The following is a 23,147-nucleotide window of genomic DNA, read 5'->3' as shown; positions in this document are numbered from 1 at the left end:
GGCGTTGCGCTAGGCTCCAACCATGCCCGAACAAGAAGGAAAACCCCGGCTCGCCGGATATTTGGACAAGCAGCAGCCGGACCTCTACGCCACGCTCAGCCACTATTCCCAGCAGCTCGTTGAGGAAGCCGACCGGCAGGGGCTCCCACGCCTGACCCTGGAACTCATCAACTACCTCTCCTCCCAGATCAACGGGTGCGCTTTCTGTTTGGACCTCCATCACCGCCGGGCCTTGAAACTTGGTGAGACGGAACAGCGGCTGTCCCTGGTTGCCGTCTACAAGGAGGCGCAGTTATTCGAAGCAGCGGAAGTGGTGGCGATGGAAATCGCCGAGCAGATCACCCGCATGAGCTCGTCCCGGCCCAGCGCCGAGTTGTTCGAGCGAGCGCGGCAGCACTACACGGACGAGCAGATCAGCGTTATCTGCATGGCGGCGATCGGAATCAACGCGTTCAATCGGCTGTCCATTCTCAGTGAGCACCCAGTGCGGGCAAGCAAGAAATAGCGCGCCGCGTCGTGGTCCGGTTTGAGGTCGGGAATTTACTCGATCCCGGCAAACAACTCATTCAGTTCCGCAGTGAGTTGTTTCCGCACATCGGGAGCGCCCACCTCTTTGCCATTGATGTGGTTCACGGGCGCGATCAGCCGGATGCTCGAAATGAGCCAGACGGCATCGGCGTCGAACAGGTCCTGCGGTTCCAACGGACCATAACCCAGTTCCCAACCAGCCGCCTTGGCCGCTGCAAAGAGCGCCCCCTGCGAGGTTCCGGGGAGAATGCCGCTGTCCAGCTGGGGAGTGATCAGGCGCCGAACAGTCCTGGCTGAACCTTCGCCGTCGTCCACCGTCTCCAGATGCGCCAAAAGGACCGTGGACGTGGGGCCCTCCAAAACGCGGCCGTCGGTGGACGTGAAAATCGCGTCGTCCGCGCCCTGCTTGTGCGCATACCGAAGCGCCGCCATGTTCACGGCATAGGACAGGGTCTTGGCCCCAAGCAACAGCCACGGTGCGCGCTCGCCGGCTTCCGTGTCGAAGCCACGGTCCAAAAGTACGACGTCGATACCCGTCTCGCGTTGCCGGCGACTACCCGCAGGGGAGGGTGAAGCCTGCACCCAGCAGGTGGGGCTCGAGGCACCCTCGACGCCGCGGGTCACGAGCAGCTTGACGACGACTTCGTCCTCCTCCGGGGTAGGGGCCGGATGCGACTGGCGGAATTCATTGATGGCGGTGGAAATGGCTTTGCGCCACGCATCCTGCCCAGGCAGTTCCAAGTCCAGGGCAGCAGCAGAACTTACCAGCCGATTCAGGTGTGCCTGTACCTTGCGGGGCCGGCCTTGGACGGCAAGCAGCGATTCGAACACACCATCACCACGGGTGGCTCCAAGGTCCGTTGCCATGAGTTGCGGCTGGCTCGAATCAGCAATGCGGCCATTTTCGACGGCGGGGTCCAGGAAAACGAGGACTGTCGGTGCAGGGGAAGTCATGGTCCCAGCTTAGTGCTGGGCCTCAGGGAGCGCCTTGGCCGGATAGGCTGTGGTCACCGTTGTTCATGGATCGTAGGGGTTGTCGCGTGCTGTTTCCTTTTCCGTTCGGCCAGGAGTGGACTTGGCTGCTCACCGTGTGGGCCATCGTGGAAGTCGGACTCCGCATCGTGCTTTTGGGGGTCATCCCCGGCAACCGCCGCCCGACCACCGCTATGGCATGGTTGTTGACGGTCTTTTTGGTGCCCTCAGTGGGCTTTATCCTGTTCCTCCTCTTCGGAAACTTCCGGCTGTCCAAGCGCAGGCGTCAACAGCAGGAGGATGTCAACCGCCGGGTCCGGGCCGTCACGGATGGGCTGGCCGAAGCCGGGAGTGAGTACGCCGGCCCCGAATGGGTGACATCGGCAGGGGAACTGAACCGGAGGCTCGGCTCGTTGCCCATGGTTGACGGCAACAAGGTGGAACTCATTCCAGGCTACGAGGAATCCATCAAAGCCATGACGGAGGCCATCAAGGGCGCCAAGAACTACGTCAACGCCGAGTTCTACATCATGAGCAGCGACTTCCTGACCAACGATCTCCTGACGGAATTGGAAAAAGCGGCGGACAGGGGAGTGACCGTCAGGCTCCTCTTCGACCACATCGGAACGCTCCGCATCAAGGGTTACCGCCGCTTGATCCGGCGGCTCAGGGCAAGCCAGGTGCAGTGGAAAAGAATGCTCCCGCTTCTGCCCATCCATGGCCAATGGCGCAGGCCCGACCTGCGGAACCACCGCAAGATCATGGTGATCGATGGCGAGATTGCCTTCACAGGATCGCAAAACCTTATCGAGCCCTCCTATAACAACCCGAAGCACCGGAAGGTTGGCCGCAAATGGGTTGAGCTCATGTCCCGGCTGGAGGGGCCGATCGTTTCCACCCTCAACGTTGTCTTCGCCACTGACTGGCTGAGCGAAACCGACGAGTCCCTGGAAGACCAATTGCGCCTGCCCACGCAACCACCACCGCCCGGGAACGTCACGGCCCAAGTGGTTCCCAGTGGCCCGGGCTTCGCCACGGAAAACAACCTGCGACTGTTCAACACATTGATCTATTCCGCGCAGCATAGGATTTCCATCTGCAGCCCGTACTTTGTCCCGGATGATTCCCTGCTGTATGCCATCACTACCGCAGCCCAGCGCGGCGTGGACGTGGAACTCTTCGTCTCCGAAAAGGGCGACCAATTCCTGGTCCACCACGCCCAGCGCTCCTACTACGAGGCCTTGCTTGAAGCCGGCGTCCGCATCTACTTGTACCGGGCACCGTACGTCCTCCACGCCAAGCACTTCACCATCGACGACGAAGTGGCTGTCCTGGGTTCCAGCAACATGGATATGCGCTCCTTCTCCTTGAACATGGAGGTCTCGGTGATGCTGTTGGGCGCCGAGACCGTGAACCTCATGCGGTCAGTGGAGTCCACGTACCGGGAGGTGTCCCGTGAGCTTATGCTGGATGACTGGATGGACCGGCCCCCCTTGGCCAAGTATGTGGATAACGTGGCGCGATTGACCGCGACACTCCAGTAGGCAGCGCCTCGCGGGCGGCGCAGCCCTGGCAGCACGGCACAGGCACCACCGCACAGGAAGCCCGGCTCGAGCCGCAATGCTCAATCCGGGAAAACGGCTCCCAGGGTCGAGAGAACACCGAAGGCCTTGGTCCGGATCTCTTCGTACTCGTCGTCGGCCGTCGAATCGGCTGTTATTGCCCCACCGACCCCGAGGCTCAGCGTTCGGCCGCCGTCGCCGTCGGGGTTGATGACCAAAGTCCGGATCACGACGGCCAGATCAGTGGCGGCGTTCAACGAAAAGTAGCCGATCGCTCCTGAGTAGATGCCGCGGGGACCGTCCTCAAGTCCGTCCAGGATGTCCATGGTGCTGATCTTCGGGGCACCGGTCATGGAGCCTGCGGGAAAGGCCGCCGCCACGGCCTCTGCCCGCGGGGCTCCCGGCCGCAGATGCGCGTCCACGGTGCTCACCATCTGGTGGACTGTGGCGTAGGTTTCGATCGCACAAAGCCGGCTCACGGACACTGAACCGGGCACTGCGAAGTGGCTAAGATCGTTGCGCAGCAAGTCCACGATCATGATGTTTTCAGCGCGGTCCTTTAACGACGTTTCCAGTTGGTGCTTCAGCGTGGCGTCCTCTGCGGTGTCGGCTGACCGGCCGCGGGTGCCCTTGATTGGTTCGGCGCGCATGCCGCCGTCGGAATGGATGCGGAGGAAACGCTCGGGTGAGGTGCTGGCGACCGCCAGTTCACCGAACCGAAGGTAACTGCCAAACGGGGCCGGGTTCCGACGTCGAAGGTCCAGGTAGCTTTGCCAGGAATCGAGGCCCCCGGCGGGCGCCTCCAGGGTAGTGGTCAGGCAAACTTCATACGTGTCGCCCTCGCTGATACGGTGCTGCGCCGCTGCGATTTTGCGTTTGTAGTCCGTGGCGGAGTCCCGGCTGACGAACTCGGGCACCGTGCGCTGGGAACGCTCGACGGCGGCATCCCCGCCAGCGCCAGCAGCAACCTCGACGGCGGTGCGCGCCTCACGTAGCCAGGCATCGGCGTCGGGAGCGTCCAAGGCGAGCAACCACACCGTCCGTTCGCGGTGGTCCACCACAACAGCCCGACCGGCGAAAAGGAGGGCCGCGTCCGGAGTTGGCGAGGACACGTCATTGCCGCCGGTTTCCCGTTTGAGTTCGTAGCCCAGATAGCCGAGCCAGCCCAGCGTGAACTGCCCGTCGTAACCCCGGGGTGCCCGGACGGCGTGGCGCCCCCACACCGAATCGAGCCACCGGAAAAAGGGTCCGGTGGTCTTGACTGTTGCGGAGCCCGCTGTCACTTGCGTAGCGCCCGTGCGGTGGAGGACCGACTGTCCAAACGTCCCGGCGTCGTCCGCGAGGATACTGAACCGGCTCCGGGCGGCCGCTTGCGGGGACTCAGGCAGGGCCGATGCGTTGGAGGAATCGAGCCAGACGGCGTTGGTGGAGCGGCCGTAGAGGGCCTCGAACAGCAATGCAGCGTCCGGGGCCGCGGCGATCCGCTCGGCTCGGAGCTGCAGCCCGTCCCGCGCACCGAGCTCGGGCGAGATAATCGCGGCCATGGACGGCAGGTACATCAAGGCCCGCAGCACGTCGGCCGGGGCGCTCCCGTCCGCGGGGTTCTCCACGCGGACGTCTGCGGCATCGATCACAGCATCGGATCGCAGCCACTCCTCTTCCTGGGCAGCCCAGCCGTCCCAGTGCGGTTCGTAGGTGCTCCCGTCGCGTGAGAGAGCCCGACGACGGCGGTCCTCGCCCGGGGATTCGACCCACACCACGGCATCCAGCAGGTGACGCGCGGAGTGGGCGGCCGCGCCGACACCCTCCACGATCACCACCTCAGCGGGAAGCGTGACGTTCGTTGCGCCGTCGTAATGTCTTTCCCAATCCCAACTGGTCCACTCAGCTGCCAGTCCTTGGCTCAGCGGTGCGAGGACGGTGGCGACGTACCGGTCGATCCCCGCGGCGAGGCCGTTCCAGCCGGGATAAATGTCCTCCAGATGGAACAGCGAGACCCTATGGTGCTCCCTCAACCGGGCCGCCAATTCAACGGCCAACGTGGTCTTCCCTGCGCCGGACCGCCCGTCCACAGCAATGATCACAGGTTTTGGGGTCATGACATAGAGGTTACCTGCTGAGGTTCCCCGCCCCGTCGGGCTGTCTCCTGTGCAGCGGACGGGCCAAGTGCAGCTTTCACATGCTCCACAATGCCCGGGACAGCCGCATGGATGAGCTTCCATGTGGTGTCGAAGTCTGTGTGCCCGCCATACCAAGGATCCTCGATGCCGAGGTCGAGTGAGCTGCGGCTGGCCATGGCCGGATCGAAGCTCCTCAGCATCCGCACCTTGTTCAACGATTCGGGGCCCGGCGCACCCTGTTGGAGCCAGCCGAAATGGTCCACGTCCAGCGCCAGGATCAGGTCCCTTTCGGTGAACCATTCCTGCCGCCATTTCCGCGCGATGTGGTCCTGTGACGGGATATTATGGGCTGTCAGGACCCGCGCCGCACGGGGGTCAATGGGGTGCCCCACCTCGTATCCCGTGGTCCCTGCGGAGTCCACCACTACAAGCTCGCTGAGCCCTTCCGCGTCAAAAGCTTCAGTCAGCATGAGCGCTGCCATGGGCGAGCGGCAGATGTTTCCTGTGCAGACCGTAATGATGCGGTATGGGCTCGGCGTTGAGTACATTCAGCAAGCATGGTGGACGGCACCCCCTCTTGGCTAGGGGGCCACTTCACAACCTCGCCATGATCTTGTCAAATTTCATGTCAAGATTGTCACGCGCTGGGAACGCCGGGCTACGCGCGCCGTAGCTCCTCGACCTCGGCGGTGCTGGGATACGCCGCCTGCGTACCCTTTTTGGTGGCCGCCAAGGCTGCCGCCACGGAGGCAAACGCCGCGGCATCCGCCAGTGATTCACCCGCCGCCAGTCGCGCGGCGACGGCGCCGGTAAAGGCGTCGCCGGCACCCGTGGTGTCCACTGCGGACACTGGGGTCGGCGCGATGCGGGTGATCCGGCCTCCGGCTTCAGCCAGGGCGTCGAGCACCACCGAACCCTGCGCACCGAGTGTGACCAGCACGCGGTGTAGCCCGCGGTCGGCAAAACGGCTCTGAACCACTTCCCATGCCTCAGCGCCGGACCCGGGATCGGGAATGCTTGCTTCGGATCCCAGGAACAGCGAGGCCTCATGCGCGTTGACCAGCAACACGTCGGTCAGCTCGGCCAAAACCTGCGGCACCTCAGCGTACGGCGAGAGGTTGAGCAGGACGGTGGCTCCGGCGTCGTGCCCTGCTTGGGCGGCGGCGGTCACGGTATCGATCCCCACCTCCAAGCAGAGGCACACCACGGCGACGTCGGCGAAAGCCCCAGACGCGGCCTCCACGTCGGACGGCGCCAGGGTCCCGTTGGCGCCGGCAGAGATGATGATGCTGTTCTCTCCGCTCGCGTCCACCGAGATGACGGCGACGCCGGTGGCAGCGTCGGCGCGCCGGACGCGGGAGACGTCGACGCCGGAGCTCGCCGTTGATTCCAGCAACATGGTGCCGTTGGGGTCATCGCCCACGGCGCCGATCAGGCTGACCCGGGCACCGAGCTTGCTGGCAGCGACGGCCTGGTTAGCGCTCTTGCCGCCGGGGTTCACTGCGAAGCCGCTTCCGTGGATGGTCTCGCCCGGTTGCGGGAGGCGCTCGCAGTAGATGGTGAGGTCGGCGTTGAGGGAGCCGACGACGACGACGCCCGCCTTTGGCGCGCCCGTTTCGGTGCTCATGCGCTCACCTCTGTGGTCGAGGAGTCCGTGACCTCGGCTTCCACCGGCTTGGGGATGAGCAAGGACGCTGCCAGTGCAGCGACGGTGATGACAAGGCCCACCACCACAACCGTCAGGTAGGACGCTTTGGGATCACCCATGGAGGACGTGGCCACCAGGACAGCAGGCAGGACCAGGAAGCTGAGCCCTGCGCCCAGGTTGAAGGCGCCGGCGTTCATTCCGGGCAGGAATCCCGGGTTGCCTTTCGGGGAGAGGACCACGCCAAGGCCGTTGAGCATGATGTTGACGGTGCCGGCATACATGATTCCCAGCAACGCAGTCCCCACGATCATCATGGGCAGGCTGTTGAGGCCGAAGAACGCGATGACGGCCAGTGCCACCAAGCTGCCCAGCATGCCGATACGCAACACCTTGGTGTAGCCAAGGACGGGAGCCAGCCGGCCACTGATCGGGCCGAATACCCAGCCGAGGAGCGCATACGGGGTGAGGATCATCAGTGACATTTCGGTGGGGCCAACACCGAAGCCGGGATTCGCCGCCTGCACATAGGCAGGGACAATGCCGTTGATGACCGCGAAGATGCCGGTCATGGTGAGGGTGGTGGTCAACAGCGGCGCCCAGGTTGCGCGTTGGCGCAGATGGATGGTCTCCACCATGGGCTGCTTGGCGCGCTTTTCAACCGTCCAGAAAGCGAAGAAGGCGACGGCGGCAATCACGGTCAGGCCGATAGCGAGGGTCAGCGTTCCGGCGTCGAACGCGGTGGCCAGCTTGGAGCCCTCATTCAGTGCCGTCAACAACGCACCGACCGCGATGACGATGCAGAACACGCCCAGCCAGTCCATGGATGTTCCTGCCGCGGGCTTGCTTTCGCCGGCCAACAGGGCAACCAGGGCGGTAGCCGCGACGGCCAGGACGACCATGAGCCAGAAGATGCTGCGGAAGCCGAAGTTCTCGGCGAAGTAGCCGCCGACGAAGGAGTCCACACCGGCTACTCCACCGTTGACCGCTGTAATGAGGCCCATCAAAGTGCCGTATTTGCGCGGGTTGGTTACCGACGAGCGCAGCATGATCAGGCACAGCGGAACCGTAGGGCCACTGACGCCTTGGATGATGCGGCCCACGAAGAGCCACGTGACATCCGGGGCAAGGGCTGCGATGACCGATCCAACTGCCATGAGGATCATCATGCCGACGAGGATTTTCTTGCGGCCAACAATGTCGCTGAGCCGGGGGAGGAAGAGGGAGAAGAGCGCCGCGGCGGTGAAGAACCATGTCTGCGACAGGCCAATGGTGGCTTGGTCCGTGTGGAGTTCGTTGCCCATGGTGACCAAGGCCGGGCTGAGCATGGAGGCGTTGAGCTGGAACGCGACACAGGCTGCCAGCAGGGCAACCATGAGTGCGGTGACGTTGCTGCGCGAAGATTTGGTTTCGGTGACGAGCGTGGACATTAGTTGGCCTCTCCTGTGAGGACGGATTCTGCGACAGAGCCGGCGTCAGCGCCGGCGTCGAGCGTTGGTTCGCCAATCCTGGCGATTGCGTCGGTGACAAGGTCCCAGAACTTCGTGTGGTCCAGGTCCACGGCAACCGAGGTGTGGCAGTCCTCCGGCGCGGGTGCGCGGAAATCGGCCACGGTCATGCCGAGGGTGAGTTTGCCTTGGAGCTCGATGTCAACGGGGACCTTGCGGGTGGTCATCACGGTGGGGTCGATCACGTAGGCCACCGCACAGGGATCGTGGACGGGCGGGAAGTCGAAGCCCTGCGCGTCCTTGTAGGTCTTCTTGAAGAATTCCATCAGCTCCAGGACGAACTTGGCAGGCTTGGTGCCGATCGCTGCAATGCGGTCCACGACCTCGTCCGTGGCCAGCGCTTGGTGGGTGAGGTCAAGGCCCACCATCACCACGGGCCACTTTTCGTTGAAGACGATGTGGGCGGCCTCGGGATCGATGATGATGTTGAACTCCGCGACGGCGCTCCAGTTGCCCACGTGGTAGCCGCCGCCCATGAGGACCACTTCCTTGACCCGTTCCACAATGCGCGGTTCCTTGCGGGCGGCCATCGCGATGTTGGTCAGGCCCGCTGTGGGAACCAGTGTGACCGTGCCCGGCTCATGCGCCATGACGGTTTCAATGATGAGGTCGACGGCGTGGCGCGGGTCCAGCTCGATGGCGGACTCGGGCTGTTCCGGTCCGTCCATGCCGGAGTCGCCGTGGATGCTGGGCGCGGTTTCGATGGTCCGGACCAAGGGACGGGCGCAGCCAGCGGCGAACGGGACGCCGGTGATGCCGGCGATGGTGCCCACGGTCAAGGCGTTGCGGGTTACCTTTTCCAGGGTCTGGTTTCCCACCACGGTTGTCACGGCGAGCAATTCGATGTCCGGGTTGCCGTGCGCGAGCAGCAGTGCCACCGCATCGTCATGGCCGGGGTCGCAGTCAAGAATGATCTTCTTGCGTGCGGATGTCATGGTGTTGGGTTCCACGTTTCTCTCCACGTCATTGGGGCTTGGCTTGTCATTGCCAGATGAGGACTTCAAGCATTCGAAGGAATTCTGGCACCCGCGCAGGGCGCACGTCAAACGCTTAACGTTTGTCCACGTCAAACGCTTGATGCGCAGTGCCGTTCTTGGTGCCGGGAACCCGGCTACGATCGATGCATGGATACCGTGGACCTTCGCAACGCCAGAGCGCCCCGCGTGACGGCGGCGATGGTGGCTGCACGTGCCGGCGTGTCCACTGCCACCGTTTCCTTGGTGGCCAACGGCAAAACCCAAGGGCGGGTCTCAGAGGACAACATCTCCAAGGTCCGCACGGCCATTACAGAGCTGGGCTACGTGGTGGACGGTATTGGCAGCTCCCTTGCCAAGGGCGTGAGCTCCATCGTCATCCTGGTGACGCCGGACGTGTCCAACCCGTTCTTTGCCAATGTCATTAGCGGAGTCCGGGAATCCCTGGGCTCGCAGTACCAGCTGCTGCTGTCAGTGACCGACGCAGGGGAGTCCCCCCAAGCGGATGACGTCCGGAAGCTTTTGGCACTGCGTCCGGCCGGGTTGCTGCTGGGCGCCCCCAGCGCCGAGTTCCTTGAGGACCTGCACGCCGCCGTCCCGCTGGTGCTGCTGGACGCCCCTGGGCTGGATTCCTACGCGCCGTCGGTGAACCTCGACGTCGCACAAGGAGCCCGCGAGCTGGCCAGGCACCTGGCGTCCTCGGGCCACAAGCGCGCCGCCTACGTTGACGGAATCACAGGCACGGCCACTTTCGCGCTGCGGCGGGAAGCCTTCCTGGAAGAGGCCCAAGCGTGCGGGCTTGCAGTTGATGCGGCCCACGTCATCAGCACAGCGATCGACGTCGGTGCTGCCGCCGCTGCCTTTGCCCAAGCGTGGCAGGGCTGGAAGCGTGAGGGGGTGACCGCCGTCGTATGTGGCACGGACACGCACGCCTACGGGGTGCTGCAGGAAGCGCGCGTGGAAGGTGTGCGCATTCCCGAAGAGTTGGCGGTGGCGGGTTTCGACGACCTGCCGTATTCGGCCACCAGTAACCCAAGCCTGACCAGCGTCCACCTGCCCGCGACCCCGCTGGGCCGCAAAGCGGGGGAGCAACTACGGGGGCTCATGGAAGGGCTTGAACTTGAAGAGCCCCACGTCACGTTGGAGAGCTCGTTGGTGGTGCGGGGGTCTACCTGTACCCCTGGTGCGTGACCTAGTGGATGGCCGCGAGCAGGATTCCCACCAGGACGAAGAGGCAACCGAACAGGCGGTTCAGGACCTTCTGGCCGTGCTGGTCGTGGGTGAAGCGCTGGAATGAGCGCGCCGCCATGGCGAAGAAGAACCACATGACCATGATGTCGATGGCCAGGACCGTGGCCGTGAGCACCACGTATTGCTGAACCAGTGGCTGGTCCGGGCGGATGAACTGGGGCATGAACGCCAGGAAGAACACAATCGCTTTCGGGTTCAGCAGGTTCACCCAAATGCCGCGTTGGAACATGGACAACGCGGGCTCGTTCTTCTTGTTGGCGACTTCCTCTTTGTCGAGGTCCGGCTTGTGGAGGAACTGCCGGATGCCCAGGTACACCAGATACGCCGCGCCGGCATAGCGGATGATGTTGAAGATCAGCGGGGAGTTGGACACCAGCACGCCCACGCCCAAAGCCACGATGACTATGTGGATGACCAGGGCCACCTGTTGTCCGAGAATGCCGAAAATGGAGCGGCGGAACCCGGAGTTGAGCGAGTTGCTCATGGTGAAGATGGCACCGGCTCCGGGCGTGAAACTGATCAGGGCGCCGGCGCCGACGAGGGCCAGCCAGAGAGAAAATTGCACCATCCCAGCTTATGCCGGAGCCACCGGCCAGCGGGTAAGGCAGACTGGTGCCGTGAGCGGAATCCCGTGGGTACTGCATGTAGATCTCGACCAGTTCATCGCCGCAGTGGAGGTGCTGCGGAGGCCTGAACTGGCAGGAAAGCCGATCATTGTCGGTGGCAGGGGAGACCCGACGGAACGTGCAGTGGTGTCCACAGCTTCCTATGAAGCCAGGGCGTTCGGTGTCGGTTCAGGGATGCCGCTGCGCATCGCGGCCCGGAAAGTTCCCGACGCCGTCATCCTGCCCGTTGACCACGAGGCGTATTTGGAGGCGTCGGAAGATGTCATGATGGCCCTGCGTGAGCAGCCTGGTGCCACGGTCCAGGCGTTGGGCTGGGACGAAGCTTTTGTGGGCGTTGTGACCGAGGACCCCGAGGCTTATGCCCGGCAGATCCAGGCAGCGGTGCTGGAAAAAACCCGCTTGCATTGCAGCGTGGGGATCGGTGACACCTTGGTCCGGGCAAAGGTTGCCACCAACTTCGGAAAACCGGCCGGGGTCTTCCGCCTGACCCGGGATAACTGGCTCGAGGTCATGGGGCAGAGACCCACCATTGAACTTTGGGGCGTCGGCTCCAGAATTTCCAAGAGGCTGGCCGGCCACGGCATCACCACGGTAGCCGAGCTGGCCGCCGTCGACCCCCTCGCCTTGGTGCCGGAGTTCGGCCCCAAAATGGGACCGTGGTACGCCGAACTTGGACGCGGTGACGGCACAAATGTTGTGGATGACACCCCGTGGGTTGCCCGTGGGCACAGCCGGGAAACCACGTTCCAGCATGACCTGACCGAGCCTGGGCAGGTGGAAGACGCCGTGAAGGAGTTGACGGCGTCGGTCCTGAAGGACGTCATGGCCGAGGGCAGGCCGGTGATCGGGCTGACGCTCAAGGTCCGCTACGCCCCGTTCCTTACCAAGACCCATGCCCGGAAGATCCCTGCGACGTTCGATCAGGACGATGTCCTGGCCCGCGCCCTTGACCTCAGCTCTGCGATCGAGCCCGGGCGGCCCATTCGGCTTTTGGGGCTGCGGGCCGAGATGTCCATGCCCGAGGACGCACGCAAGGGACACACCCCGACCCGCGGCGGCTGGTAGCAGTAACCGCAACGCTCACGGCGACGACGACGGCGGCAGCGGCCTACCAGCGCGGGTGGACCGCTTCGCGGAAGTAGCGATCGTAGATGTCCCGGACCCCATCGCTGAGGCCCGCACCAACTGACTGCATCCCTCCGGCCTCGGCGTTCGCGGCAGCCTGCACGGCGGAACGGGCCCCCGGAATGACTGTGCTGACGCCGTCCTGGGCGATGATCCAGGCGAGTGCCGCCTGGGCGGTGCTGACGCCGTCGGGCACTAACCCAGCGAACTCCTGCGCGGCCTTGACGCCAGTGGCGAAGTCCACGCCGGAGAAGGTCTCGCCGACGTCGAAGGCTGAGCCGTCCCTGTTGTAGTTCCGGTGGTCGTCGGCCGGGAATTCGGTGTCCGGCGTGTACTTCCCGGACAGCAACCCGGAGGCCAGGGGCACCCGCGCGATGATGCCCACGCCGGCCTCTTTCGCGGCCGGCAGGACCTCGTCGAGGGGCTTGAGCCGGAACGCGTTGAGGATGATCTGGACGGTGGCCGTGTTGCCGCGCTTGATGGCTTCCAGTGCCTCCTCTGTCTGCTCCACGCTGACGCCGTAGTTGCGGATGGCGCCTTCGCTGACCAGGGTGTCCAGGGCGTCGTACACTTCGTCCCTGCCGTAAACGGCGGTGGGCGGACAATGCAACTGGACCAGGTCCAAGGTGTCCTGTTGCAAGTTCCTGCGCGAGCGGTCGGTCCACTCACGGAAGTTGCTGAGTGTGTAATTTTCCGGAATTTGGTCCACCCGGCGACCCATTTTGGTGGCGACAGTTAAGTCCAGGTTTGGATTCTCGCGCAGGAAGCGTCCGATGAACTGCTCGCTGCGCCCATCGCCGTAGACATCTGCGGTGTCAAAGAAGGTAACGCCCGCAGCCACCGAAGCCTCAAGCACCGAGTGCGCGTCCTGTTCGGTGACGGAGCCCCAGTCTGCTCCCAGTTGCCAGGTCCCGAGCCCAACGGTAGAGACGGATCGACCGGTCTTGCCAAGTATGCGCTGTTCCATCCCTCGACTATATGTTGCATAGGCACCCTCATTTCAAGGCTTGGCCACGACCTTCTTTCATGCTCGCCACAGCGGGTCAGGAAGCCCCCGCTGCGTCCAAGGCGGCCACCTTGCCCATCAGGTATCGCCGCTCCTGCAGGCTCCCGGTCTTTTTCGCAGCCGCCAGATACGCAGCCCGGGCTTCGGCGGGGGACCCGGACAGTTCCAGCAAGTGCGCCCGGACCGCGTCCAAGCGGTGGGTCCGGCCCAAGGCGGCGTCAAGGCCGGACAACGCTGAAAGTCCAGCAGCAGGCCCTTCCACCTTGGCAACGGCTACAGCCCGATTCAGTGTGACCACAGGGCTGGGTGCAATGGCTTCGAGCACTGTGTACAGGGCGAGGATCTGGGGCCAATCAGTCTCGGTGTCCGAGTCCGCTTCAGCGTGGACTGCGGCAATGGCGGCTTGCACTTGGTAGGGCCCAAGGCCGGAGCGACCCAACACCGACGTCAGCAACGCAATGCCTTCACCGATCTGCCCATGGTTCCACAAACGCCGGTCCTGTTCAGCGAGGGGCACGGGCGTCCCATCGGCGAGCGTCCGTGCCTCACGACGGGAATCCGTGAGCAGCATCAGCGCCAGCAAACCAACAGCCTCACCTTCACCCGGCGCCGCGTCCACCAGCAGCCGGGTTAACCGGATCGCCTCCGCGGTGAGGTCCTCGCGCTGCAGCGATGGGCCGGAACTTGCTGCGTAGCCTTCGTTGAAAATGAGGTAAAGCACATGGAGTACGACGCCGAGCCTTGCCTTGCGTTCGGATGGCGGCGGCAGGTGGAACCTGGCCCCCGCCTTCTGGATCCCTTGCTTCGCCCGGCTGATGCGCTGGCCCATGGTCGCTTCGGGGACCAGGAAGGCGGAGGCGATTTCCGCCGTCGTGAGTCCTCCGACGGCGCGCAAGGTCAAGGCGAGTTGTGAAGGTGCCGATAGCGCTGGATGGCAGCAGAGGAACATGAGGGTGAGGGTGTCGTCCGCTTCCGGGGCGTAAAGCCCGTGGGGGTCCACCTCCATTGAAGCCGCCCGTTCCTCGCGGCTCCGCCGGGCGCTTTCGCTACGCCAAGCATCAACCAGGCGCCGTGAAGCGACCGTCAACAACCACGCCCTCGGATTGTCCGGCAAACCTGAAGGCCACCGGATTGAAGCGTCCAGGAGCGCCTCCTGGACGGCATCTTCGCAGGCATCGAACTGACCGTGCTTACGCAGCAGCACACCGAGGACCTGCGGTGCCAAAGTCCGCAGCAGGTCCTCGATGCGTCGGTCCGGAACGGGCCCAGCTACGGGCCTGGATCCAGCCGCGGGCCTGGATTCAGTCAAAGGCCTAGACGTCCGGCGGCCCGTCGGCAATGGCGCGAAGCTCCACGACCTGGGAGTACTTCACGATGCTGGAGCAGATCTCCACCGCCCGTTCCTCACTCGCCACATCAACCACCCAGTAGCCCACCAGCGATTCCTTGGACTCGGCGTAGGGTCCGTCCGTGGTAACCACCCCGTCCGGAGTCTGCTTGACGAGCTTGGCCGTGCTCCCGTCCGCGAGCCCTGCGTTGAAGACGAGTTCCCCGCTGGCCGTGAGGTCCTTGTCGATCTGGATCATGAATCCAATCATTTCCCGGACCCACTCAGGGTTGGCCGTCTCCATCATGCCTTCAGCGGATCCGAACATCATGATCATGTATTTCATCTCAAACTCCTTGTCAGGGGCGCTCCGGTGCGGGCGCCTTCATCCATGGGTCGGAACAGCGGGCGGCATTCCTACATGCGGGGTGGAACTTCTTTTGGTGGTTCTCAGGCTCGTGCGATCACTTCGCCATTGGGGATGAGGAAGTAGCCGTCCGAGGTAGCGCCCCAGCGGTGCCAGCCGGCGGCAATCCGGGCAAGATCAGCCTCGTTCGCCAAGCCATACTCCAACGCCTGCTCAGCGAACGCGGAGTGCAGCACCCGCTCGCTCCAAACCCGTGACTGCCAGGCCCGCTGCTGGGCTGTGGCGTACAGCCAGTTGCTGCTGCTGGGGGCCACTTGGGTAAACCCGGCCTGCTGCGCCCACGAAACCAAGCGCCTGCCGGCGTCGGGCTCTGCACCGTTACGCCGGGCGATCTTTTGGTAGAGCGACATCCATTCATCCAGCTCGGGAACTTCCGGGTACCAACTCATGCCGTGAAAATCAGCGTCGCGGACCGCAACAATGGCGCCCGGTTTGGCCACGCGCCGCATCTCACGCAGCGCTGCCACGGGGTCGGTCAAATGCTGAAGGACCTGATGGGCGTGGACGAGGTCGAAAGACTCGTCCTCGAAGTCCAGGTCATAGATGTTGCCCGTGCAGAACTCAACGTTCCCCACCCCCCGCTCGGCGGCCAGCTTGCTTGCCTGGGCCACGACGTCGGGCGAACGGTCCAGGCCAACAACCTGCCCCGGTGCCACCAACCCGGCGAAATCGCAGGTGATGCTTCCTGGTCCGCATCCGACGTCGAGCACTGACGTTCCGGCAAGGAGGTGGGGAATGACGAATGCAGCCGAGTTCTCGGCTGTTCGCGAGGCATGGGCCCGGACAACCGACTCGTGGTGTCCATGGGTATAGACGTCTTCGGGCTGCTGCTGAGCGTTCATAGGGAAACGCTACAACTTGCAACACGGATTTGAGCGGAACGCGGCTCAGCCGGGTTCCGGGTGCGTGGCTTCCTGCCGAGCGGCCAACGTAGCCTCCACCATGTCCGTCATGAATCGGGTAACCAGGTCCAGTTCCTCGGGACTGTACGCGGCCATGGCTTGGCCCATGCGAACGGCCAACGGCATGAACATGGCGCTTCCGTCCCGATAGGCCTTGGGTGTCATGCGCAACTGCACCTGGCGCCGATCGGTACCCAGGCGCTCGCGGACCACGTGCCCTGAGGCGTGCAGCCGGTCCACAAGTGCCGTCGTTGCCGGGGAGCTGAGCCGTAGTTCGGCGCGTAGGACCCCCGGCGTGACAACGTGCCCCGCGGCGGAATGGCGAATGATCACGGCCAAGGCGTTGAAGTCGGTTCGGTGCATGTCGTTCTTGCCGCCCGCTGCGTCCACATAATGGTTGGCTTCCAAAGTGAAGTCCTGGAGCAGGCGAACCAGCTCTTGTGGTGCGGCGTTTTCCGGGCGCTGGGTTCCGGTCTGTTCCGGGTTTGGCTGGGTGCCGCCCTGTTCCGTGCCTGGCTGGGGGACTCTCGGGTCAGACATGTGCACCCCTCCTGTCCGCGCTGCTCATGGCCCATCTGCATCAGCTTTCGTCTTCCTGACATTGCTTTCCGGATATTACTCCCGGCACTGCGCAACAACCCTATCCGGGCACCACCGCCAGAAGCAGATCTTGGAATAGTTCCATGATAGAGATAATCTATGGTGGAATAAAGCTCAGCCGTCCCACGATGAAGAAGGAACCATGAACCCGCACAAAGTCCCCTTCTGGTTGCGTTGGCTCCTGCCCGTCGTCCTGGTCATTACATGGCTCGGCATTGCGGGCGTCGGAGGCCCCACGTTCGGACGCCTGGACGAGGTCTCCTCCAACGACCAAGCTTCGTTCTTGCCGGCGGGCGCTGAAGCCACTGAAGCCGGGGACTGGCAGGCCAAGTTTCGCGACTCCAAAGAAATCCCCGCTGTGGTCATTCTTGAAAGCGATGCTGCACTGACCCCGCCGCAATTGGGCGAAGCGGCAAAGCTGAAAGCCAGCATTCAGGCACTCCGGCTGGGGAGCGCCGTCGTCGGCCCCATTCCATCGCAGGACGGCAACGCGGTGCAGTTCATCGTGCCTGTGTCCTCCTCCAATGAGTTGCGGACCCACGTCCAGGAACTGCGCGATACCGTGCGGTCCGGCGTTCCGGGCGTCCACGCCTTTGTCACTGGCCCTGCCGGGCTGACCGCAGACCTCGTCAACGCCTTTGGCGGCATCGATGGAATCCTGCTGTTGGTCGCACTGGGTGCCGTTTTTGTGATCCTGCTGCTGGTGTATCGCTCGCTGGTGCTGCCCCTGGCCGTTCTGTTCACCTCTATGTTCGCGCTGTGTGCAGCCATCCTTCTGGTGTTCGGCATGGCCAAGATGGGCTGGATACAGCTCAACGGCCAGAGCCAAGGGATCTTGTCCATCCTGGTGATAGGCGCGGCCACCGACTACGCACTGCTGTTCGTGGCGAGGTTCCGCGAAGCCCTCACGCACACCAGCAACCGCACGCGCGCCGTCGTCACGGCCTGGAAGAAGTCCTTCGAACCGATCCTTGCCTCGGGCGCCACTGTCATCGTCGCCCTTCTCTGCTTGCTTTTCTCGGACCTGAACTCCAACAAGGCGCTCGGACCCGTAGCCGCGGCCGGCATCCTCTGCGCGCTGTTCGCGGCATTGACGCTGTTGCCGGCGCTGATGGCCCTGCTGGGGCGTGCGGCCTTCTGGCCTTTCCGGCCCAAGCTACTGCCCGACGACGAACGCGAACCTGAGATTGTCACCGGACTTGAAGGGCAGAAGGGCCTGTGGCGGGGTGTCGCTACGTTGGTCTCCAAGCGTCCGCGGGTTGTCTGGGTGGCCTCGACGCTCATCTTGCTGGTTGCAGCCACGGGCGTCCTCCAGTTGAAGGCCAACGGTGTTCCGCAAACCGATGTCATCCTCTCCGCGTCCGATGCCGTTGATGGCCAAAAGGCACTCGCGCGCCATTTCGACGCCGGCAGCGGCAGCCCCGCCGTCGTGGTCGCTTCGCAAAGTGCAGCAGGGCAAGTCCTTGAGAAAGTGAAAGCCACACAGGGCGTGGGTGATGCGTATCTGTTGGCTGAGGGGAGCGTTCCGCTGCCCGGGGCGCCCGGGGCGCCGAGCGAACCCGCCGTCCGGGATGGCAAGGTCCTGATCAACGCGACGCTTAACTCGGCCGCGGACTCGGTGGAAGCGGAGAACACCGTGAAGTCCCTACGTTCGGCCGTCAAAGTTGCGGATCCCGGGGCGTTGGTAGGAGGCGTCACAGCCATTGCCCTGGACACCAACACCACGGCTCAACATGACTTGGCTGTCATCATTCCGATCGTCCTCGTGGTCATCTTTTTCATCCTGATGCTGCTGCTCCACTCTGTGGTTGCGCCCCTGTTGCTGGTGCTTTCCGTGGTGCTGTCCTATGCCGCGGCTATGGGCGTCTCCGCGTGGGTCTTCAACGGTGTGTTCAAGTTCTCCGGTGCCGATGCCACCGTGCCGCTGTTCGGCTTCGTGTTCCTGGTGGCCCTTGGGGTGGACTACAACATCTTCCTGATGAGCCGTGTCAGGGAAGAATCCCTCAACCATGGGACGAGGCCCGGCATCCTGCGGGGGCTGGCGGTAACGGGCGGTGTCATCACCTCGGCAGGTGTTGTTTTGGCTGCGACCTTCGCGGCACTTGGAGTCATCCCCATCATGTTCTTGGTGCAACTGGCGTTCATTGTGGCGTTCGGCGTGCTGCTGGATACAGTGCTGGTCCGATCGCTGCTGGTGCCGGCGTTGGCGTACGACATCGGAGCCCGCATTTGGTGGCCGGGGAAGCTGGCCCGCCGGCCTGTGCCTTTGGCAAAGGGAGCCGAGGAGGAGCGGGCTGTCTCGCGGTTTTGAGACGTGTTTGAATGGTCCCTGCAAGCCATGGGAGCGTAGCTTCATGGGCAAGGTACACGGTGCAATTGACGAGCGGATAGCGAAATTCATCAACCGGCAGGTGGTCTTTTTCGTCGCGACCGCGCCGCTGTCCGCCGATGCCCATGTCAATGTGTCCCCGCGGGGCTTGCCCGGCACGTTCGCAGTGCTCGATGAGAAGACCTTCGCCTGGCTCGACGTCACCGGCAGCGGCAGCGAGACAATCGCCCATCTCCGGGAGAACGGCCGGATCACCGTCATGTTCTGCGCTTTCGATGGGCCACCGAACATTGTCCGCCTCCATGGCAAAGGGCGGGTGGTCAGCCGGTACGACCCCGACTTTGACTCCTTTGCCGCGCACTTCGAAGACAAACCCGGCACCCGCGCTGTCATCGTGGTCGATGTCACCAGGGTCTCGGATTCATGCGGCTGGGGTGTGCCGCTCATGACCTTTGAGGGCCACCGCGAACTCCTCGGGCCGTATTTCAGCCGCAAAGGAGCACAAGGCAGCGCGGAGTACCGGGTGGCAAAGAACCGGGTCAGTATCGACGGGCTGGCGGCTTACGACTTTGACCCCATGGAAACCGGGAAGGCGTGAGAAGGCGGCCGCTATACTCGGTGCATCGACGGGTGTTATAGGCCAGGCCAGCGAACGGGAGCGCCATGAGCGCAGTGGATAGCGAACAACTGATCATCATCGGGTCCGGTCCTGCCGGCTACACGGCCGCGATCTATGCCGCCAGGGCCGGCTTGAACCCCTTGGTTTTGGCCGGCTCAGTCACTGCCGGTGGCGCGCTGATGAACACCACCGACGTCGAAAACTTCCCTGGCTTTCCAGCTGGAATCCAAGGCCCTGAGCTGATGGACGGGCTCCAGGAGCAGGCGGAAAGGTTCGGCGCCCGGATAGTGTTCGACGACGTCACTGAGGTGGATCTCAAGGGCCACCTCAAGCGCGTGGTCACCGGCGCAGGGGAGACTCACGAGGCAACTGCGGTGATTCTTGCAACCGGTTCCGCGTACAAGGAGCTGGGCCTGCCGGAGGAGAAGAAGCTCAGCGGACACGGGGTGTCATGGTGCGCCACCTGCGATGGCTTTTTCTTCCGTGAGCAGGACATCATCGTTGTTGGTGGTGGGGACTCGGCCATGGAGGAGGCAACGTTCCTGACCCGGTTCGGGAAGTCAGTGACCGTAGTGGTCCGAAAGGGCGAGCTGCGGGCATCGCGGATCATGGCCCAGCGCGCCAAGGACAACCCCAAGATCAGCTTCGCTTGGAACTCAACCATTACGGCGATTCATGGAGACGCGAAGGTCACAGGCGTCACGCTGCAGGACACCCGTACCGGTGAAACCCGCGAGCAGGCCGCCACCGGGATCTTCGTGGCTATCGGCCACGTGCCGCGCACTGAGCTGCTGGCAGGCCAAGTGGAGCTGGATGCCGAGGGTTACATCAAGGTCGAGTCGCCCACCACGCTCACCAACCTGAGCGGCGTTTTCGCCTGCGGAGACGCCGTCGACCACCGCTACCGCCAGGCGATCACTGCCGCGGGCAGCGGTTGCGCCGCCGCCCTTGACGCCGAACGCTACTTGGCAGCGCTCGACGACGCTGACAGCATCGCCACGGCGTTAGTGGAGGAACCCACCCATTTTTGATGCAGGCAGCCCAGCCGCAATGTTCAGGCGCTGACGGTGTTCCGTTCACGGAAGCTGTCCGCCGCATAGACTCCCAGAACACGGACCTCGGTGGTGAAGAATTCGAGCTCTTCCAACGCCCGCCGGAGGCGCGGTTCCTCGGGGTGGCCTTCGACGTCGGAGATGAACATGGTGGCCGCAAACTCGTCGCCCACCATGTAGCTTTCCAGCCGCGTCATGTTCAGGCCGTTGGTCGCGAAGCCTCCCAGTGCTTTGTACAAGGCCGAGGGGACGTTGCGTACACGGAACACGAACGTGGTGATGGCCGGGCCCGGGAGCTCCTCCTTGGTGGGAAGCTCCCGTTCCCGGGCCAACACCACGAACCGCGTGGTGTTGCTCGGGTCATCCTCGACGCCGGACGCCAGGACGTCGAGCCCGTAAAGTCCTGCTGCAAGCGGCGGAGCCAGGGATAGCTTGCGGGGGTCGTTCCAGTCCCGCACCTCTCGGGCCGAGCCTGCCGTGTCCCCTGCGATGACGGGCTTGAGCCCGGCCTCGCGGATGATCCTGCGGCATTGGCCCAGGGCGTGAATGTGGCTGTGCACTTCCGTGGCACCCTCGATGGTGCTTCCCGGGATCCCCAGAAGGTCAAAGCGGATGGGCAGGAAGTACTCGCCGACGATCTGCAGCTTGGACTTCGGCAGCAGGACGTGGATGTCCGCAACCCGGCCCGCGATTGAGTTCTCAATGGGGATCATCGCCAGATCCACATCGCCGGTGGAGACGAGTTCGAACGCGTCCTCAAAGCTTGCGCAAGGCACGCTTTCGAGTTCGGGGAACATCTCCTTGCACGCGAGATCCGAATTGGCTCCCGGCTCGCCTTGGTACGCAATCTTCTGGGACATGCTGCTCATAATTTCACGGGGTGTGCGCGGCAACCCAAACGCGTCCATCCTGTGACCCCTCTCGGCGCAGATCGCCCAACTAGGGGACAGATAACGCCGCTATGAGGGCTCATTGCGACGTTATCTGTCCCGTAGTTGGGTGCGAAGACTACGGAATCAGCCGTTGATGATCTGTGGGACGCCGAGGGCTTTGAGGCCTTCGGCGCCGAACTCCAGTCCGTAGCCGGACTGCTTGGCGCCGCCGAAGGGAATGCGCGGGTCCACGGCGCCATGCTTGTTGATCCACACGGTCCCGGCTTGGATGCGGGAAGCGACGTCGCGGGCAGCGTTCAGGTCCGAGGACCAGACCGAGGCGCCGAGTCCGACGTCGAGCGCGTTGGCTTTGGCGACGGCCTCGTCAACGGTGCTGTACTTGATGATCGGCAGGGCCGGCCCGAACTGTTCCTCGGCCACCAACGGGTTGTCGTTGTCGATGTCCGCCACCAGCGTGGTGGGGTAGAAGTTGCCGGGCTGATCGGCGTCCGGGTTGCCGCCCATGAGGATCCTGGCGCCGGAGTCGCGGGCCGCCTCAACCAGCCGGGCGACGATCTCGTACTGCTGACGGTTCTGCAACGGACCAAGAACGTTCGCTTCATCCAAGCCGTTGCCCATCGGCATCGCAGCGGCGACAGCGGCGAGTTCGGTGCATACGGCGTCGTATTGGGACTCGTGGACGTAGAGGCGTTTGAGTGCAGCGCAGGTTTGGCCCGTGTTGATGAACGCTCCCCAGAACAACCCCTCGGCAATGGCTTTGGGGTCGGAGTCGGGCAGGACGATGCCGGCGTCGTTGCCGCCGAGCTCCAGGGTGAGGCGTTTGACGGTGTCCGCCGAGGACCGGATGATCGCCTTGCCCGTGGCAGTTGAACCCGTGAACATGACCTTGCCGATCGCGTCGTGGGAGGCCAGTGCTTCACCGACGTCGCGGCCGCCGGACACCACGGTCAGCAGGCCTTCAGGCAACTCTTGGTTGATGATCGCGGCGAGTGCGAGCACGGACAGGGGAGTGTATTCGGACGGCTTGACCACCACGGCGTTGCCCATGCGCAATGCCGGGGCGATCTGCCAAACGGTGATCATCATGGGCCAGTTCCACGGCCCGATCGCGCCGACAACGCCGATGGGCCGGTACTGCAGTTCGGCGCGGGTTTCGCCGTCGTCCACCACGGTTTCGGGATCCAAGGCCGTGGCGGCTGTGGCGCGGAGCCACGCTGCGCACGCGCCCACTTCGAAGCGGGCGTTGGGGCCGTTGAGGGGTTTGCCTTGTTCGCGCGAGAGCAGGTGGGCCAGTTCCTCCGCGGAACGTTCGACGGCGTCGGCAGCCTTCATCAGCGCGGCGGATCTGGCGTCGTGGCCCAAGGCAGCCCATGCAGGTTGCGCTGCAATGGCGGCGTCGATGGCAGTTTGAAGGTCCTCGACGGTGTGTACGGGTGCTTCGCCAACAGCCTCGCCAGTGGCAGGGTCAAAGATGGTGCGGCTGTTCTGGTCGGTTGCTGGGGTGATCGAGGCCAGCAGGGCGTCGTAAGTCTCCATGGGAACTCCGCTCGGTAGTGAGTCTTGGCGGCCAGTCAGGCGCGCGGCGATGTTTCAAGTGTGGTCGGCATCACGCGGAGAAGCTTGTCGTTGAACGAACAGCCCTTGACCGGAAGCGAAGGGTTTCTTCCCCGGCGGTCCTGCC

21 protein-coding genes are annotated in these 23,147 nt (G+C 63.9%); 7 read left to right on the top strand and 14 right to left on the bottom strand.

Going from position 1 to position 23,147, the window contains the following annotated elements; translation table 11 throughout:
* Positions 1-22: 22 nt before the first annotated feature.
* On the top strand, positions 23-505 hold the full coding sequence (locus SB659_RS13725; RefSeq protein ID WP_284978175.1) for a carboxymuconolactone decarboxylase family protein: 483 nt from the start codon (positions 23-25) through the stop codon (positions 503-505).
* 35 nt (positions 506-540) lie between these two features.
* Here SB659_RS13725 and SB659_RS13720 read toward each other — a convergent pair whose 3' ends face one another.
* Complete coding sequence (locus tag SB659_RS13720) at positions 541-1,482, bottom strand: aminodeoxychorismate lyase (protein ID WP_284978174.1); 942 nt, start codon at positions 1,480-1,482, stop codon at positions 541-543.
* A gap of 86 nt (positions 1,483-1,568) precedes the next feature.
* Here SB659_RS13720 and cls point away from each other — a divergent pair, with 86 nt between their 5' ends.
* Entirely contained in the window at positions 1,569-3,044 is a 1,476-nt protein-coding gene (gene cls, locus SB659_RS13715; protein WP_410550758.1) for a cardiolipin synthase, read from the top strand.
* A gap of 80 nt (positions 3,045-3,124) precedes the next feature.
* On the opposite strand, the gene pabB is transcribed toward cls, so the two are convergent.
* The 5 genes from pabB to SB659_RS13690 form a co-directional block, all read right to left on the bottom strand.
* Complete coding sequence (pabB, locus tag SB659_RS13710) at positions 3,125-5,161, bottom strand: aminodeoxychorismate synthase component I (protein ID WP_410550757.1); 2,037 nt, start codon at positions 5,159-5,161, stop codon at positions 3,125-3,127.
* Positions 5,158-5,730 (bottom strand): low molecular weight protein-tyrosine-phosphatase, encoded by a 573-nt coding sequence (locus tag SB659_RS13705; protein WP_410550756.1) that lies wholly within the window; start codon positions 5,728-5,730, stop codon positions 5,158-5,160. The genes pabB and SB659_RS13705 overlap by 4 nt, the downstream gene beginning before the upstream one ends.
* 110 nt (positions 5,731-5,840) lie before the next feature.
* A complete protein-coding gene (locus tag SB659_RS13700) occupies positions 5,841-6,809 on the bottom strand; it encodes a ribokinase (RefSeq protein WP_410550755.1) in 969 nt (322 codons plus the stop codon).
* The gene (locus tag SB659_RS13695) at positions 6,806-8,257 is read right to left on the bottom strand and encodes an MFS transporter (RefSeq protein WP_410550754.1); all 1,452 of its coding nucleotides are present in this window, start codon (positions 8,255-8,257) and stop codon (positions 6,806-6,808) included. Before SB659_RS13695 ends, SB659_RS13700 begins: the two co-directional genes overlap by 4 nt.
* The gene (locus tag SB659_RS13690) at positions 8,257-9,270 is read right to left on the bottom strand and encodes a nucleoside hydrolase (RefSeq protein WP_410550804.1); all 1,014 of its coding nucleotides are present in this window, start codon (positions 9,268-9,270) and stop codon (positions 8,257-8,259) included. The genes SB659_RS13695 and SB659_RS13690 overlap by 1 nt, the downstream gene beginning before the upstream one ends.
* A 240-nt stretch (positions 9,271-9,510) precedes the next feature.
* On the opposite strand from SB659_RS13690, the gene SB659_RS13685 reads away from it, so the two are divergent.
* Positions 9,511-10,500, top strand: a complete 990-nt coding sequence (locus SB659_RS13685; protein WP_410550803.1) for a LacI family DNA-binding transcriptional regulator — start codon at positions 9,511-9,513, stop codon at positions 10,498-10,500.
* A 1-nt stretch (position 10,501) separates the two neighbouring features.
* Here the strand turns inward: SB659_RS13685 and SB659_RS13680 are convergent, their stop codons facing one another.
* Positions 10,502-11,128 carry a LysE family transporter gene (locus SB659_RS13680; protein WP_284977358.1) on the bottom strand — a complete coding sequence of 209 codons (627 nt, stop codon included), beginning with the start codon at positions 11,126-11,128 and terminating at the stop codon, positions 10,502-10,504.
* Between the two features lie 49 nt (positions 11,129-11,177).
* Here SB659_RS13680 and SB659_RS13675 point away from each other — a divergent pair, with 49 nt between their 5' ends.
* Complete coding sequence (locus tag SB659_RS13675) at positions 11,178-12,251, top strand: DNA polymerase IV (protein ID WP_284978167.1); 1,074 nt, start codon at positions 11,178-11,180, stop codon at positions 12,249-12,251.
* Positions 12,252-12,294: 43 nt separating this feature from the next.
* Here the strand turns inward: SB659_RS13675 and SB659_RS13670 are convergent, their stop codons facing one another.
* The 5 genes from SB659_RS13670 to SB659_RS13650 all read right to left on the bottom strand — a co-directional run bounded on the left by SB659_RS13670 (position 12,295) and on the right by SB659_RS13650 (position 16,513).
* Positions 12,295-13,278: an aldo/keto reductase gene (locus SB659_RS13670; protein WP_410550753.1), complete on the bottom strand. Its 984-nt coding sequence runs from the start codon at positions 13,276-13,278 to the stop codon at positions 12,295-12,297.
* Between the two features lie 76 nt (positions 13,279-13,354).
* Positions 13,355-14,563, bottom strand: a complete 1,209-nt coding sequence (locus tag SB659_RS13665; RefSeq protein ID WP_410550802.1) for an RNA polymerase sigma factor — start codon at positions 14,561-14,563, stop codon at positions 13,355-13,357.
* A 67-nt stretch (positions 14,564-14,630) separates the two neighbouring features.
* Positions 14,631-14,990, bottom strand: coding sequence for a YciI family protein (locus tag SB659_RS13660; protein WP_284977354.1), 360 nt, complete (start codon positions 14,988-14,990; stop codon positions 14,631-14,633).
* Positions 14,991-15,094: 104 nt separating this feature from the next.
* The gene (locus tag SB659_RS13655; RefSeq protein WP_410550752.1) at positions 15,095-15,913 is read right to left on the bottom strand and encodes a methyltransferase domain-containing protein; all 819 of its coding nucleotides are present in this window, start codon (positions 15,911-15,913) and stop codon (positions 15,095-15,097) included.
* A 45-nt stretch (positions 15,914-15,958) separates the two neighbouring features.
* Complete coding sequence (locus SB659_RS13650; RefSeq protein WP_410550751.1) at positions 15,959-16,513, bottom strand: MarR family winged helix-turn-helix transcriptional regulator; 555 nt, start codon at positions 16,511-16,513, stop codon at positions 15,959-15,961.
* Between the two features lie 202 nt (positions 16,514-16,715).
* On the opposite strand from SB659_RS13650, the gene SB659_RS13645 reads away from it, so the two are divergent.
* The 3 genes from SB659_RS13645 to trxB all read left to right on the top strand — a co-directional run bounded on the left by SB659_RS13645 (position 16,716) and on the right by trxB (position 20,552).
* Positions 16,716-18,884, top strand: coding sequence for an MMPL family transporter (locus SB659_RS13645; RefSeq protein ID WP_410550750.1), 2,169 nt, complete (start codon positions 16,716-16,718; stop codon positions 18,882-18,884).
* A 43-nt stretch (positions 18,885-18,927) separates the two neighbouring features.
* A complete protein-coding gene (locus SB659_RS13640) occupies positions 18,928-19,500 on the top strand; it encodes a pyridoxamine 5'-phosphate oxidase family protein (RefSeq protein WP_410550749.1) in 573 nt (190 codons plus the stop codon).
* Between the two features lie 74 nt (positions 19,501-19,574).
* A complete protein-coding gene (gene trxB, locus SB659_RS13635) occupies positions 19,575-20,552 on the top strand; it encodes a thioredoxin-disulfide reductase (protein WP_410550801.1) in 978 nt (325 codons plus the stop codon).
* 23 nt (positions 20,553-20,575) lie between these two features.
* Here the strand turns inward: trxB and SB659_RS13630 are convergent, their stop codons facing one another.
* The gene (locus SB659_RS13630) at positions 20,576-21,433 is read right to left on the bottom strand and encodes a prephenate dehydratase (protein ID WP_284978159.1); all 858 of its coding nucleotides are present in this window, start codon (positions 21,431-21,433) and stop codon (positions 20,576-20,578) included.
* Positions 21,434-21,589: 156 nt separating this feature from the next.
* A complete protein-coding gene (locus SB659_RS13625; RefSeq protein WP_284978158.1) occupies positions 21,590-23,002 on the bottom strand; it encodes an aldehyde dehydrogenase family protein in 1,413 nt (470 codons plus the stop codon).
* Positions 23,003-23,147 lie beyond the last annotated feature (145 nt).

Origin of the sequence: Arthrobacter sp. SIMBA_036, from assembly GCF_046535135.1 — a bacterium.
Lineage (GTDB): Bacteria > Actinomycetota > Actinomycetes > Actinomycetales > Micrococcaceae > Arthrobacter.
This window is presented reverse-complemented; position numbering and strand designations above follow the sequence as displayed.

Bases quoted from the DNA above. Each gene is read 5' to 3' on its own strand.
- SB659_RS13725 (WP_284978175.1), top strand. From the start codon at position 23: ATGCCCGAACAAGAAGGAAAACCCCGGCTCGCCGGATATTTGGACAAG.
- SB659_RS13660 (WP_284977354.1), bottom strand. From the start codon at position 14,990: ATGAAATACATGATCATGATGTTCGGATCCGCTGAAGGCATGATGGAG.
- SB659_RS13640 (WP_410550749.1), top strand. From the start codon at position 18,928: ATGGGCAAGGTACACGGTGCAATTGACGAGCGGATAGCGAAATTCATC.
- SB659_RS13655 (WP_410550752.1), bottom strand. From the start codon at position 15,913: ATGAACGCTCAGCAGCAGCCCGAAGACGTCTATACCCATGGACACCAC.
- SB659_RS13680 (WP_284977358.1), bottom strand. From the start codon at position 11,128: ATGGTGCAATTTTCTCTCTGGCTGGCCCTCGTCGGCGCCGGCGCCCTG.
- SB659_RS13705 (WP_410550756.1), bottom strand. From the start codon at position 5,730: ATGTACTCAACGCCGAGCCCATACCGCATCATTACGGTCTGCACAGGA.
- SB659_RS13625 (WP_284978158.1), bottom strand. From the start codon at position 23,002: ATGGAGACTTACGACGCCCTGCTGGCCTCGATCACCCCAGCAACCGAC.
- SB659_RS13685 (WP_410550803.1), top strand. From the start codon at position 9,511: ATGGTGGCTGCACGTGCCGGCGTGTCCACTGCCACCGTTTCCTTGGTG.
- SB659_RS13700 (WP_410550755.1), bottom strand. From the start codon at position 6,809: ATGAGCACCGAAACGGGCGCGCCAAAGGCGGGCGTCGTCGTCGTCGGC.
- SB659_RS13630 (WP_284978159.1), bottom strand. From the start codon at position 21,433: ATGTCCCAGAAGATTGCGTACCAAGGCGAGCCGGGAGCCAATTCGGAT.
- SB659_RS13695 (WP_410550754.1), bottom strand. From the start codon at position 8,257: ATGTCCACGCTCGTCACCGAAACCAAATCTTCGCGCAGCAACGTCACC.
- SB659_RS13690 (WP_410550804.1), bottom strand. From the start codon at position 9,270: ATGACATCCGCACGCAAGAAGATCATTCTTGACTGCGACCCCGGCCAT.
- pabB (WP_410550757.1), bottom strand. From the start codon at position 5,161: ATGACCCCAAAACCTGTGATCATTGCTGTGGACGGGCGGTCCGGCGCA.
- SB659_RS13720 (WP_284978174.1), bottom strand. From the start codon at position 1,482: ATGACTTCCCCTGCACCGACAGTCCTCGTTTTCCTGGACCCCGCCGTC.
- SB659_RS13670 (WP_410550753.1), bottom strand. From the start codon at position 13,278: ATGGAACAGCGCATACTTGGCAAGACCGGTCGATCCGTCTCTACCGTT.
- SB659_RS13650 (WP_410550751.1), bottom strand. From the start codon at position 16,513: ATGTCTGACCCGAGAGTCCCCCAGCCAGGCACGGAACAGGGCGGCACC.
- SB659_RS13645 (WP_410550750.1), top strand. From the start codon at position 16,716: ATGAACCCGCACAAAGTCCCCTTCTGGTTGCGTTGGCTCCTGCCCGTC.